Source organism: Exiguobacterium sp. SH1S1 (assembly GCF_004337245.1).
GTDB classification, from domain to species: Bacteria; Bacillota; Bacilli; order Exiguobacteriales; family Exiguobacteriaceae; genus Exiguobacterium; species Exiguobacterium aurantiacum_A.
In genome coordinates this window covers 385,853-398,897 of sequence record NZ_SJUZ01000001.1, presented here as the reverse complement: position 1 = coordinate 398,897, position 13,045 = coordinate 385,853, and the positions used below count along the sequence as shown (strand labels likewise).

General features: G+C 50.3%; 15 protein-coding genes. 11 read left to right on the top strand and 4 right to left on the bottom strand.

Annotated features, from left to right (window positions below; translation table 11 throughout):
- Positions 1 to 60: 60 nt before the first annotated feature.
- Complete coding sequence (locus EVJ23_RS02070) at positions 61 to 1,077, top strand: PTS sugar transporter subunit IIC (protein ID WP_131463854.1); 1,017 nt, start codon at positions 61 to 63, stop codon at positions 1,075 to 1,077.
- 65 nt (positions 1,078 to 1,142) lie between these two features.
- On the opposite strand, the gene EVJ23_RS02065 is transcribed toward EVJ23_RS02070, so the two are convergent.
- Positions 1,143 to 1,475, bottom strand: coding sequence for an MLKL N-termimal domain-containing protein (locus tag EVJ23_RS02065; protein WP_016508496.1), 333 nt, complete (start codon positions 1,473 to 1,475; stop codon positions 1,143 to 1,145).
- Between the two features lie 114 nt (positions 1,476 to 1,589).
- Here EVJ23_RS02065 and EVJ23_RS02060 point away from each other — a divergent pair, with 114 nt between their 5' ends.
- The 6 genes from EVJ23_RS02060 (at position 1,590) to EVJ23_RS02035 (ending at position 6,259) form a co-directional block, all read left to right on the top strand.
- Complete coding sequence (locus EVJ23_RS02060) at positions 1,590 to 1,901, top strand: thioredoxin family protein (RefSeq protein WP_070329428.1); 312 nt, start codon at positions 1,590 to 1,592, stop codon at positions 1,899 to 1,901.
- A 5-nt stretch (positions 1,902 to 1,906) separates the two neighbouring features.
- On the top strand, positions 1,907 to 2,701 hold the full coding sequence (locus tag EVJ23_RS02055) for a DUF1444 family protein (protein WP_070329429.1): 795 nt from the start codon (positions 1,907 to 1,909) through the stop codon (positions 2,699 to 2,701).
- Between the two features lie 48 nt (positions 2,702 to 2,749).
- On the top strand, positions 2,750 to 3,370 hold the full coding sequence (gene ytpR / locus EVJ23_RS02050; RefSeq protein ID WP_070329430.1) for a YtpR family tRNA-binding protein: 621 nt from the start codon (positions 2,750 to 2,752) through the stop codon (positions 3,368 to 3,370).
- Between the two features lie 54 nt (positions 3,371 to 3,424).
- Entirely contained in the window at positions 3,425 to 4,309 is an 885-nt protein-coding gene (locus EVJ23_RS02045) for a hypothetical protein (protein ID WP_131463852.1), read from the top strand.
- An 86-nt stretch (positions 4,310 to 4,395) separates the two neighbouring features.
- On the top strand, positions 4,396 to 5,703 hold the full coding sequence (gene murC / locus EVJ23_RS02040) for a UDP-N-acetylmuramate--L-alanine ligase (RefSeq protein ID WP_070329432.1): 1,308 nt from the start codon (positions 4,396 to 4,398) through the stop codon (positions 5,701 to 5,703).
- A gap of 103 nt (positions 5,704 to 5,806) precedes the next feature.
- Complete coding sequence (locus tag EVJ23_RS02035) at positions 5,807 to 6,259, top strand: Dps family protein (RefSeq protein ID WP_016508447.1); 453 nt, start codon at positions 5,807 to 5,809, stop codon at positions 6,257 to 6,259.
- A gap of 40 nt (positions 6,260 to 6,299) precedes the next feature.
- Here EVJ23_RS02035 and EVJ23_RS02030 read toward each other — a convergent pair whose 3' ends face one another.
- Positions 6,300 to 7,412: an aminopeptidase gene (locus EVJ23_RS02030; RefSeq protein ID WP_131463850.1), complete on the bottom strand. Its 1,113-nt coding sequence runs from the start codon at positions 7,410 to 7,412 to the stop codon at positions 6,300 to 6,302.
- Between the two features lie 172 nt (positions 7,413 to 7,584).
- Here EVJ23_RS02030 and EVJ23_RS02025 point away from each other — a divergent pair, with 172 nt between their 5' ends.
- The 4 genes from EVJ23_RS02025 (at position 7,585) to ccpA (ending at position 11,190) form a co-directional block, all read left to right on the top strand.
- Complete coding sequence (locus EVJ23_RS02025) at positions 7,585 to 8,103, top strand: DUF948 domain-containing protein (RefSeq protein ID WP_070329435.1); 519 nt, start codon at positions 7,585 to 7,587, stop codon at positions 8,101 to 8,103.
- 21 nt (positions 8,104 to 8,124) lie between these two features.
- Positions 8,125 to 8,823 (top strand): YtxH domain-containing protein, encoded by a 699-nt coding sequence (locus EVJ23_RS02020; RefSeq protein WP_070329436.1) that lies wholly within the window; start codon positions 8,125 to 8,127, stop codon positions 8,821 to 8,823.
- Positions 8,824 to 8,958: 135 nt separating this feature from the next.
- A complete protein-coding gene (locus EVJ23_RS02015) occupies positions 8,959 to 10,050 on the top strand; it encodes a bifunctional 3-deoxy-7-phosphoheptulonate synthase/chorismate mutase (protein WP_131440064.1) in 1,092 nt (363 codons plus the stop codon).
- A 126-nt stretch (positions 10,051 to 10,176) separates the two neighbouring features.
- Entirely contained in the window at positions 10,177 to 11,190 is a 1,014-nt protein-coding gene (ccpA, locus tag EVJ23_RS02010; RefSeq protein WP_070329438.1) for a catabolite control protein A, read from the top strand.
- A 49-nt stretch (positions 11,191 to 11,239) separates the two neighbouring features.
- Here the strand turns inward: ccpA and EVJ23_RS02005 are convergent, their stop codons facing one another.
- Positions 11,240 to 12,409, bottom strand: coding sequence for an acetoin utilization protein AcuC (locus tag EVJ23_RS02005; RefSeq protein ID WP_131463848.1), 1,170 nt, complete (start codon positions 12,407 to 12,409; stop codon positions 11,240 to 11,242).
- Positions 12,406 to 13,038: an acetoin utilization AcuB family protein gene (locus EVJ23_RS02000; protein WP_070329481.1), complete on the bottom strand. Its 633-nt coding sequence runs from the start codon at positions 13,036 to 13,038 to the stop codon at positions 12,406 to 12,408. Before EVJ23_RS02000 ends, EVJ23_RS02005 begins: the two co-directional genes overlap by 4 nt.
- Positions 13,039 to 13,045: the final 7 nt, after the last annotated feature.

Here is a 13,045-nt window from a genome sequence, read left to right as displayed (position 1 = left end):
TAAAAGTGTGAAGACAGAAACTTTACGACTGACAAGACAATAGAAAGAGGGGTGAATCCCATGCTCAAGAAGAAAGGGATCACGCTCAGCCCGTCACTCTACTTTGTGACGGCGCTCAGCTATATGGCACTCGGATTATTCAGTACACTCATTATCGGGTTGATCATGAAGACGATTGGCGGACAATTGCTCGGCACGAGCGTTAGCGGTCTCGGTGATACACTCCAACAAATCGGAGACGTCGCCATAAGTTTGACGGGACCAGCCATCGGGATTGCAATTGCCTATGCGCTCCAGGCTCCGCCACTCATCTTGTTTTCAGCGCTCGTCGTCGGGACGTTCGGCTATGAGTTCGGGCCGGCGGGTAGTTACGTCGCGACGCTTCTTTCGGTCGAACTGGCCAAACTCGTTTCGAAGTCGACGAAGCTTGATATTTTAGTGACGCCATTCACGACGATCGCGATCGGCTACTTGAGTGCGACGTATATCGGGAAATATGTCGGTCTGTTCATGACCCAACTCGGCACGTGGATCGAGTGGGGGACTGAACAACAACCGCTCGTTATGGGCGTCATCGTCGCGACGCTCATGGGTCTCGCGTTGACGGCCCCGATTTCAAGCGCGGCCATCGCGCTCATGCTCGGGCTTAGCGGGATCGCCGCCGGTGCGGCGACGGTCGGTTGTGCGGCCCAAATGGTCGGGTTCGCGATCACGAGTTACCGTGACAACGGCATCGGCGGATCGGTTGCTCAAGGGATCGGCACGTCGATGCTTCAAGTCGGGAATATCGTCAAAAATCCATGGATCCTACTGCCCCCGACGGTTGCCGGTGCGGTGCTAGCCCCGATCGCCATCTTGTTGTTTGAATTAGAGAGTGTCGCGGCCGGAGCCGGGATGGGGACGAGCGGCCTCGTCGGTCCGATCGTCATGCTCGAAACGATGGGCTTCAGTTGGCATACGTTGATCGTCGTCTTCGGTTTCTTGATCGTCGGTCCGGCCATACTCAGCTATGCGGTATATCAAGTATTGACCCGGATGAACCGGATTCAGCCGAATGATATGAAAATCGAATATTGAACCGACACACAAAAATAAGCGTCTCGCCAAGTTGCGAGACGCTTATTCATTTGACGCCGAGCAGATCACCAGCCGAAGAAGTTACGGACGGTCTCGACGGTTTCGCGCGGGATTCTAAAGCTGACGAAGAACAGCGTGAGTATCAATGCGTAGATGGGAAGTAAAAAACGTTTCCTGACAATCGGCAAGTAGCGGACAAGGCGTTTCAATCCACGTTCTACGATGTAAATGATGGCGAATCCAACGATGAGCCAAACGAGAATCTGACTTCGTGTCTTATCTGTATCGATGAACAAGTACCCGTAGCGGAGAATAGAGAGCATTCCGACGGCGCCGACGAGCTGTTCGAGTGGGTGTTTCATATCCGGATTTAATTGTTCACGCGTCCATTTTGTCATATCGTCACCTTTTTCAAATAGTCTTCGCCCTTGATTATAGCAAAACACGAGAGCGGATTGTGAGAACGGACTTATGCTATCATTAACGAGGAAAATAGAACAGGAGTGATGAAGATGAAACGACTGACAACGATGACTGAATATACGGAAGCGAAGCAAGGAAAGACTGTGTTTATGTTCTCGGCGACATGGTGTGGCGATTGCCGCTTCCTCGATCCGTTCATGCCCGAACTTGAATCAAAGTTCAATGAGTGGACGTTCTACTACGTCGACCGTGACGAATGGATGGAGCTCGCACAAGAACTCGATATTTTCGGAATTCCGAGTTTTGTCGCTTTTAACGGTGGGCAAGAAGTGGACCGCTATGTCGGACGCGAACGTAAAACGCCGGAGCAAGTCGAAGCATTTCTTAGCGAGTTAGGGTGATCTAGATGGAACGGAATGAACTGCGTCGAGCGATCGAACGTCAATTCACTGACGGGTATCGGACGTCTTATGACAGAGAAAATGAAGTGTTGCGAATCGAACGGGCAGCTGACCGGTTCGGCGTCAACATTCGACTGGCCCCACTTGTTGCCAAAGCAAAAGTTCGCGGCAATGTTGCGGTTGAAGAAGTCGTCGAATATATAAAAACGGCCCTTACAGCCGACCAAGAGATTGAATTAGTCGGCAATGAAGCCCAAATTTTCCCGGTCATTCGGGCCGGTTCGTTCTCGACAGAAACAAAAACCGGACAAGCGCTCGTCATGACACCGCATACGGCGGAGACGGCCATCTACTATGCCCTCGACCTTGGCAACGGGTATCGTTTGATTGAAGAGCGGCATTTGAATGCGACGATGACGAAAGAGCGAGTCGATCAAGTGGCGCGGGATAACGTGAAAAAGTTACCGACCGACTTAAAAGAAGACGATGTCGCCGGCAACAAATTCTATTTCCTATCTGCCCGTGACGGCTACGAGGCGTCTCGTATCCTCAATGACGAATTTTTACGGGTCATGGATCGACGAATCGAAGGAGACATGTTAGTCGGGGTGCCGCATCAAGATGTGATGATCATCGCCGATATCCGGAACGATCAAGGATACGACGTGATGCAACAGCTCATGTTCGACTTTTTTACGAACGGACGCATCCCGGTGACAGCTCTTGCGTTTCATTATGAGGACGGCGTTCTCGAACCAATTTTTATTGTTGGAAAAAAGAACCCACCAACGGACGCATAATCTGCTAAACTATTTGTGTCTAGTTTGAAAGAAGGGGCGTATTTACGTATGCAAATTAATGCTTTTTATAACCGTGAAGGAATTGGCGATGTTCTCATGGTGTTGTTAAAAGAAGGTGATCGCCATCATCAAGTCGTCGAACGAAAAGACGATGTCGCCATCGTTAAAGCGGCGGACGGATCAGTGAACGGCTACAACGTGTTCAATGCGAGTAATTATTTCAATGTCAGTGACTGGCATGGGTCGGTCGACTTGACGGCAGAATTGATTGAGACGCTCGGTGTCATTTTACGTAAGCAAAATATCGAAGCGGATTTATCGGGCGTCGACTTCACACCGACGTTCGTTGTCGGTTATGTCGAATCGGCTGAGAAACATCCCGATGCGGATAAATTATCGATCTGCCAAGTCGAGATCGATCAAGGTACGGTTCAAATCGTTTGTGGAGCACCGAACGTTGCGGCCGGGCAGAAGGTCGTCGTCGCGAAACCAGGAGCGGTCATGCCGTCTGGTCTCATTATCCGGCCGTCTAAACTCCGTGGCGAGAGCTCGCACGGGATGATTTGTTCAGCACGCGAGTTGAACCTTCCTGATGCACCGCAAGAAAAAGGGATTTTAGTGTTAGATGACGAATATGAAGTAGGGAAAGCATTTGAAATCGGTCGCTAAACTCGACCGATTTTTTGCTAAATTAGGATTGAGTGAAAAAGCGAGGAATCGACTATGGATGCATATGAACGTTCATTAAAACAGCAAGCAGAGCGAATTCGGCGCGAACTATCCCAAGAAGGGAAGAAGAGTGCGCCTGCACCAAAACCTGAACCAACGGGCGAGTTCATTCCGTCTGACGTCCCATCTCCGATTTATGGATATGCGCGACCGAAACCAAAGATCAACTTACCGACCGAGCATTCGCCCGAGACGAGGGACGATCTGTCCATCAATCAAAGCGAGCCTGATATTGATCCAGAACCATCGACTGTAGTGCCTGTTACCGAGGAAATAGTCGTCGACGAACCTGTGCAAGTTACAGAACCTTTCGTTCCAGACGAGGTTGTCGTGGAAGTGAACGAGTCGGTGGAGTCTCCATTCGTGGTAGAGGAAACGATCTCGGCAGAACATCAGACTGTGGCCGAGCCTTCTGAGCCAGAAGAGGCGACTATTTCCCAGGAAACGTCTGACGTGAGCGCTGATGAGTCTTCTGTGTCGGAGGCCGACAACGCATCCGACTCGTCGAGTGATCTGAAACCGTTACTCGGAGACGTATCTATTTTAGAAGACGGTTTTGCCTCGGTGTTCATGGGTTCGACCCATTTGAAAACGTCAAAGATCGTCGTCCGTGAAGAAAAAGAAGAGGCAGCTTCAACGGACGTTTCAATCGGAGTGACATCGGTCGAAGAAGTAGCTCCTGTCGTCGAGGATGTTGCAAAAACATTACAGACCGATACCGACGAGCCCTTTCACGCTCTTGACGAAGCCGAGTTGACACCTGCTGTCAACGTGTCTTACAAAGCGGATAGCCCTCCATTGAACGTCATGATGACTCCGCAAGACCGGATGGCGATGTACCGCAGCCGACGCCTTGCTCAAAAAAACAATAATCTGTAATAGCACGACTCCATGAGTTTTGCTATAATGACAAAGGTTTGTCGCTTTTTCTGCAAACCGCAATGAATTAGGGGGGCTATTTACAGATGAACCGTTATCACTTCGTCGGAATTAAAGGAACGGGCATGAGTCCTTTAGCTCAAATTTTAAATGATATGAACAATGAAGTCCGAGGTTCGGACGTTGACAAAACATTTTTTACAGAAGAAGCATTGAAACGGAAAGGTATCGAAATTCTTCCGTTTGATCCTGAAAATATTACTGAAGGTCAAATCGTCGTTCAAGGAAATGCGTTCACTGACGATCATCCTGAAATCTTGCGCGCGCGTGAGCTCGGTTTGACGATTTATAAATATTACGAGTTCCTTGGTGAACTAGCGGATCATTATACAAGTGTCGCCATCACAGGATCGCATGGAAAGACGTCTACTACGGGTCTGCTCGCTCATGTCATGCGTGGGATTGAGCCGACGTCATTCTTGATCGGAGACGGTACGGGCGAAGGCGTGGAAGACTCGAAAAACTTCGTGTTTGAAGCGTGTGAGTATAAGCGTCACTTCCTTTACTATCGCCCAGACTATGCGATTATGACGAATGTCGATTTTGATCATTCAGATTATTTCTCTGGCTTAGACGATGTCATTGATGCGTTCCAAGAAATGGCGAAACAAGTGGAAAAAGGTATTATCGCTTGTGGTGACGATGAGAATCTTCAACAGATTCAAGCGAACGTGCCGATCGTCTATTACGGGTTTGGTGCCCATAACGATTTCCGTGCCGAAAACGTGAACTCGACGGATAACGGGACGACGTTTGACGTCTATTTGCGTGACGATTTCTATGGGACGTTCCGCATTCCGGGATATGGTAACCACAGCGTCTTGAACGCCCTTGCCGTCATCGCGACGTGCGACTACGAGAACTTATCGAAAGATCTTGTGAAAGAGCGCCTCGAGACGTTCAACGGCGTTAAACGCCGTTTCAGTGAATCGACGCTCGATGGGCAAGTCCTGATCGATGATTACGCGCATCACCCGCGCGAAATCAGTGCCACCGTCGAAGCGGCACGTAAAAAGTACGCCGGACGGGAAGTCGTCGCGATTTTCCAACCGCATACGTACACGCGTCTCAAGTCGTTTATGGATGACTTCGCGTCATCACTCGCCGAAGCGGACGCCGTTTATTTGTGCGATATCTTTGGCTCAGCCCGAGAACAAGAAGGAACGGTCACGATCGAAGACCTTCAATCGCGGATCGACGGTGCGAACGTATTGAAACGTCCTGATGTCGGCGTTCTCCGTCAACATCGTGATGCGGTCTTGTTGTTCATGGGAGCAGGAGATATTCAGACGTATCAACGCGAGTATGAGAACTTCGTCAAACTCGAAGCGTAAGTTGTGAGCGGATGGCCCGGGCCATTCGCTTTTTTTTGTGTTTAAACTCGAATAAAGAAGGAAATAGTATTATCGACTGAACACAAAAAAGGAGATGTTAAGGATGGCAAGCCAAGGCTCATTGAATACGTTGAACAAAGAGGTGGCCAACTACGGCCTATTATTCGTCAAACTTCATAACTACCACTGGTATATTAGCGGACCTCACTTCTTCACATACCATGAAAAATTAGAGGAGCTTTACAACTTGGTCGCTGAGCTGTATGACGATGTCGCCGAGCGTTTACTCATGAATGACGGGGAACCGTATGCGACGATGAAAGAGTATTTAGAGCACTCGACACTACAAGAAGGTGATCGTCACGCCGATACAGAACAAATGATCAAAGACGTGATCAATGACTTCAAACAAATTCGTCAAGAGATGCAAGATGCGATGGAAAACTTTGAAGACGGGGACGAAGCGATCGAAGATACGTTCGTTTCCCACATCGAGCGTCTCGAAAAAGAAATTTGGATGATGTCTGCTGCTCTCGGCAGAAAGACGAAACTATAACGAAAAGGTGCGCCAATTTGGAGGCGCACCTTTTTTTTGTTCATTTTAAGTTTTCTGGATTCAACGGTTGTAACGTGTCGACGACGAAACGGCCGTCTTTCCGGATCAAGACGTCGTCAAACCAAATCTCACCGCCGCCATAGTCAGGACGTTGGATATTGACGAGGTCCCAATGGATGGAAGAGTTGTTGCCGTTATAGGCATCGTCATACGCTTGTCCCGGGGTGAAATGGAAACTGCCATCGATTTTCTCATCGAATAAAATATCTTTCATCGGGTGTTGGATGTAAGGGTTCACGCCGATCGCAAATTCGCCGACGTAACGAGCTCCTTCGTCCGTATCGAACACTTCATTGATGCGCTCGGTATCGTTCGCCGTCGCTTCGACGATTTTTCCGTCTTTAAATGTCAGCGTCACGTTCTCGAACGTAAAACCGTGGTACGGCGATGGCGTGTTGTACGTGATGACGCCGTTGATTGAATCTTTGACCGGTGCGGTGAACACTTCTCCGTCCGGGATGTTCATTTGACCTGAGCACTTGATGGCTGGGATGTCTTTGATTGAGAACGTGAGCTCCGTGCCTGGTCCTTTAATCGTGACACGGTCGGTCTGGTCCATGAGCGTGACGAGTGCGTCCATAGCCCGGTCCATCTTGCCGTAATCGAGTGTGCAGACGTTGAAATAGAAGTCTTCGAACGCCTCCGTCGATTTTCCGGCGAGTTGGGCCATTGACGGTGATGGGTAACGTAAGACGACCCATTTCGTCCCTTTGACGCGATCTTCCGTATGCATTTTACCGATTGTGGCGCCGACAAGCTTTTGTTGCTCGGCGGGAACGTCCGACAGCTCGTTAATGTTATCACCCGCACGGAGACCGATATAGGCGTCCATCGCTTGCATTTGCTTGCGTTCGATGTCGGCCATCAACTCGAGTTGTTCCTTGCTTGCTTGCGTGTATAACTTCCGCAAGATACGGCTTTCTTTCAACAAGACGAACGGCTGCCCCCCGGCTTCGTACGCTTTTTCGACAAGTGCCTCGACGAGCGACTCCTCGACGCCGAAATTCTCGATGAGAACGCGTTCGCCTGGCTTTAATTCGGTTGAATAATTGATCAATCCGTCTGCCAATTGCGTGATTCTTGGATCTCTCATACAAACACCCCTTAAACTTTTTTTAATTTATTTCTATTTTAGTGTAATCGAAAACATAAAAACGGGTAAAGGAATAATCAGACCGGATGGCGAAAACGGTAGTGACAAATCTTTTCAGTCATAATGGTGCTATAATGAAACCACCACATAATCGAACAGGAGGAATGGACGAATGGAAATCACCTTAGGAGGCATTGCAGGGCTCATCGCAGCACTTGCATTTGTCGTACTCGTATTTTTCTTGGCTCGCGTCTTGTCGAACGTCAATCGCACACTCGGCAGCGTCGCGAATACGACAGAAAATTTAGAACGTCAATTAGATGGCATCACAATGGAAGTGACGGCGCTCTTACATAAGACGAACCGTCTCGTAGATAACGTGGAAGAGAAGACAGAGTTGCTCGCACCGGTGGCACATGCCCTCGACGAACTTGGTACTTCGCTAAATGAAGTGACTGAGTCGGTACGAACAGTTTCTTCATCGGTTCACGTGGCAGCAGACGAAAATAAAGACCAGATTGCCCAAGCTGTACGTTGGGGCTCGGTCGCAGTAGAATTATTCAAGAAAAACAAAACAGAAACTTCTTCAGAAGAGCGCCCGTCACGCCGTCGTGGCCGCCGGGAGCGTAAGCAAGACACGCCGTCGGTCTCACCAGGATTAATCGCGACAGACGATACAATCAAATCATAACAAGCCCAAGGAGGATATATTATGACATACGTTAAAAAAGACCAAACAAATCAAGATCAGCAATCAAGCGGCGGATTCCTAGCCGGCGTCGTCCTCGGCGGTATCATCGGTGCAGCCGTTGCCTTGCTCACCTCGCCAAAAAGTGGACGCGAAGTACGTACTTATCTCGATGAGAAAACATCGACTTCACGTGAACGCTTGACCGTCAAATCAAAAGAAGTACGTGAAAAAGCTGAGCCGGTCGTCGGGGAATGGATCAAAGTAGCGAGCGACAAGGCTGCTCCGGTCCTCAATCTCGTCAAAGATAAGGCACGCGAGGCTGCTGAACTGAAACAGCAAGTCGACGAAGATGAACTCTCAATCGAAGAAGCGATGGAAAAAGCGGATCAGCTCGTCGCGGAAGCGGAAGCCGAAGTGAAAGAACAGCTCGATCAAGCAGCAGAAGAGACGTCAAGCGAAGCAACAAAACAAGCTGACACGGACGCTAAACCAGAATCGGCCCAATCAAAAGGCGAGTCAAACTCGAAAGCGAACAATTCGAATGCGAACAAATCGAACACGAATAAGTCGAATGCGAGCAAGCAAGAGCCGAAGAATAGTCGCGACGAGTCGACGAACTATGAGTCGGATTTCGAGGCACCTGTCAAAGACTTGCTCGACGATGAATCAAAACAAGAGCTGAAAGAATTGAAGAACGACTTGAAGAACGGCAATAAATAATGCGTCAAGTGTCCGGACAATCCGGACACTTTTTTTGTGGATTTTGTGTCACAGCCCATTTGTCTATGACAAAGCGAATAAAGTTCGCTATAATTAAGATTCTGGAAAGAACGGATTAGGAATGAGAGGGAAATTATGAGTCCACAAGATCAATTGAATCGATTACGTCGTGAAATGGATGAGTTGAACCGTGAGATGCTCGACTTGATTAGTCGTCGTGGAACGCTCGCGGTCGAAATTGGAAAAGTGAAACGTCTTCAAGGTGTGGAGCGGTATGACCCGGTTCGAGAACGAGAAATGTTAGATTTCATCGCCGCCTCGAATCCCGGTCCTTTCGAGACGTCACGCCTTCAGCATTTGTTCAAAGAAATGTTTAAAGCGTCTGCCGAGTTGCAAGGAGAAGACCGAGATAAAACGTTGCTCGTGTCGCGCAAGCGTCAAGCCGAAGATACGATCGTCACATTGCAAGATGTAGTCATCGGTAACGGCCGGCCGCAATTGATTGCCGGTCCATGTGCGGTCGAATCGTTCGAGCAAGTGAATGCAGTTGCTGAGAAATTAGCGTTGTCCGGCGTGAAAATCATGCGCGGCGGCGCCTATAAGCCGCGGACTTCACCGTACGACTTCCAAGGTCTCGGATTTGAAGGGCTCAAACTGTTGAAACAAGCGGCCGATCGCCACGACTTGCGTGTCATCTCAGAGATTATGACACCGGGTGCGGTCGAGTCAGCGCTGCCTTACGTCGATATCATTCAAGTCGGGGCGCGCAACATGCAAAACTTCGATTTGTTGAAAGAAGTCGGAAAGACGTCAAAACCGGTTCTACTGAAGCGGGGTCTTGCGGCGACGATCGAAGAATTCATCTATGCGGCGGAATACATCATGGCGAGCGGCAATAGCCAAGTCATTTTGTGCGAACGCGGTATCCGGACGTATGAGCGGGCGACACGTAACACGCTCGACATCACGGCCGTGCCGATTTTAAAACAAGAGACACATTTACCGGTCATGGTCGATGTCACCCACTCAACGGGACGACGCGATTTGTTGCTTCCTGCAGCGAAAGCGGCGCTCGCGGTCGGGGCCGACGGCGTCATGGTCGAAGTGCACCCGAATCCGGCAATCGCCTTGTCTGATGCCCAGCAGCAGCTTGATTTCGATCAATTTGATCAGTTCATCGATGGGCTCACAGCTCAGTTCCCTCAACTTGATTTGGTTAAAAAATAAGCTTTCCAATTGGAAACGTTTTATATAGCGTGAAGACAGGGTAAAATGATGACAGATACCTGTCTTCCTTTTTTGATACGTTTTTTGAAAATCGTTTGAAAATCATTGCTTGTAGGAGGAGTTTTAATGAATAGTAACAATATCACAATCTATGACGTCGCACGCGAAGCAGGGGTGTCGATGGCGACCGTCTCACGTGTCGTCAACGGAAACCCGAACGTGAAGCCGACAACCCGTAAAAAAGTACAGGAAGCAATCGATCGACTCGGCTATCGTCCGAACGCCGTCGCACGTGGTCTCGCGAGTAAAAAGACGACGACCGTCGGCGTCATCGTGCCAGACATCTCAAACATCTTCTTTGCTGATTTAGCACGCGGAATCGAGGACGTGGCGACGATGTATAAATACAACATCATCCTCGGCAACTCGGACTCGAACCGCGACAAGGAAATTCATTTGTTGAACACGTTGCTCGGTAAACAAGTCGATGGGATCATCTTCATGGGCGGCCGTCTTCACGAAGACCTCGTCGATGAGTTCAAAAAATCACCGGTCCCGATCGTTCTTGCAGCGACGTTGAACCAAGGGTATGACCTCCCAGCGGTCAATATCGACTATGAGCAGGCTGCTTATGACGCAACCAAAATGTTGATCGGCCACGGCCATAAACAAGTCGGCTTCATCACGGGGCCGCTCGAGCAACAAATCAATGGCGAGAAGAAGTTCTCTGGCTACCGCCGTGCCCTTGAGGATGCGGGACTTCCGTTCCGTGAGAACGATGTCATCCTTGGGAACTATACGTATGCGTCTGGCCTCGAAGCGATGCAAAAGATGCTCGGACGCGATGACTGCCCGAAAGCAATCTTCGCCGGTACGGACGAGATGGCACTCGGCGTCATCCATGCGATTCAAGACGCTGGGTATTCTGTGCCGAACGACTTTGAAGTCGTCGGTCACGATAACACGCGTCTCGCCACGATGATTCGTCCGAAGTTGACGACGGTCGTTCAACCGATGTATGACATCGGAGCTGTCGCTATGCGATTATTGACGAAAATCTTGAATGCTGAAGAAATCGAAGAGAAGAACGTCGTCTTGCCGCACCGGATCGAGCGTCGTGACTCGTTACGAAAAGACTGAATCAAAAAACCCGATGTGAGTTGGCAATTGCCAACTCACATCGGGTTTTTCATAAGTAAAGTGACTTGCGGTCGTTTGAGATGAACGGCCAAAATGCGCGTTTCGTCACTTCCCAGTTCTTCTCTTCGATTTGTTGCCGTCGCGGAATATGGTCGAACGTGTACGAATGGTCATCCCATGTCGTCGGCAACGGCTGGTCTGACTCTTTTTGCCACCGTTCAATCCAAGCGGAGGGGATGTCGCCTGCGTACGGAGCTTCGCGTGTCAATCCGGCCCATACTTGCGACCAGGCGCGCGGGACAGCTCGGAACCAGTCGTACCCGCCGCCGCCTAGGGCGACGAGTCGTCCTTCTGTGTACTCGTCGGCGAGGCGAGAGGCGATTTGAGGGATTTGTTCGAACGTATGAATCGTCGAGGCGAGATGCGTCAACGGGTCGAACGCGTGCGCATCAGCCCCGTTCTGCGTCAAGATGATATCTGGTTTGAACCACTCACACGCTTCCCGGAGCACGGTCTCGTAACAGCGCAGGAACGATTCGTCTTGGGTGAAAGCATCAATCGGGACGTTCCAACTATAGCCGTAGCCGTTCCCGTTGCCGCGCTCTGTGACCGCGCCTGTGCCTGGGAAGAGGTAGCGGCCGGTCTCGTGGATCGATAGCGTCATCACATCAGCGTCATCATAGAACAGCCATTGGACACCGTCTCCGTGGTGAGCGTCTGTATCGACGTAGAGGACCCGCGTCCCGTATTGCTTGCGGACGTGAGCGATGGCGACGGCCGCGTCGTTATAGACGCAAAAGCCGGACGCTTTTCGTCTCATCCCGTGATGGAGCCCGCCACCGACGTGAAAAGCGCGTTCGACTTGTCCGCTCGCGACGAGTTCAAGCGCATGCATCGTTCCGCCGACGAGCCGGGCAGCTCCTTCGTGAATAGCTGGGAAGATGGGTGTATCTTCCGTCCCGAGTCCGAATTTATTTGCTTTCAGCCCTGACAGTTTACCCGCGGCAGCTGCTTGGACGGCCTCGATGTAGTCGACGTCATGGACAAGCGCGAGCGACTCGACTGAAGCGATCGGTGAGGCGATCCACTCAGAGGCTGACAGTTTTCCGGAATCGACCAGAAGAGATGTCGTCAGCTCCAAACGGATCGGATTGAACGGATGATCCGCGTGGAAGCGGTACGAGTTCTCATTCTCCCCGAATATGTAGGCGGGTCTCATTGGAACATCTCCGGACCCAGTACGTCAAAACCTTCTCGCTTTAATCGATCGATGATGCGCAGCGGGTTCATCGTTTGAACACGGAATGAGATGATTCGCTTATATGGATCGGGTGTCGGATGGACGAAGACGTTGATAATATTCACGTTCGTTTTTGCTAAGAGCCGCGTCACTTTTTCAAGTGCCCCGGTCGTATTCTCGACAAGGATCTCGATTTGCGAGCTCGGTTCGAGTGCGCCCGTCAATTGGACGAAATAACGAAGTAAATCGGTTTCGGTCAACACACCGACAAGTTTTCCTTGTTCGACGATCGGCAGGCACGTCAAACGATATTCATAGAACAGGGCGGCCGCGTCTTCAAAAAAATCGTACGGGTGGGCTGTCGTCACGTCTTGACGCATAATGCTCGAGACCGGGTTTTTGAAGTCGGCACGCTCACTCTCTGGATGAAATACACTTGTGGCGCCGCTCATCTCGAACTGACCGACAATCCCGACGACTTGCCGGGCCGGATTGGTGACGATCAAGTGGCGTACTTTATGGTCGCGCATGAGTTTTGCCGCGTGCGCAATCGTATTGGTCGGTTGAATCGTCACGACGTGGCGATTCATCATTTGCTCAATCAGCATCGTAACC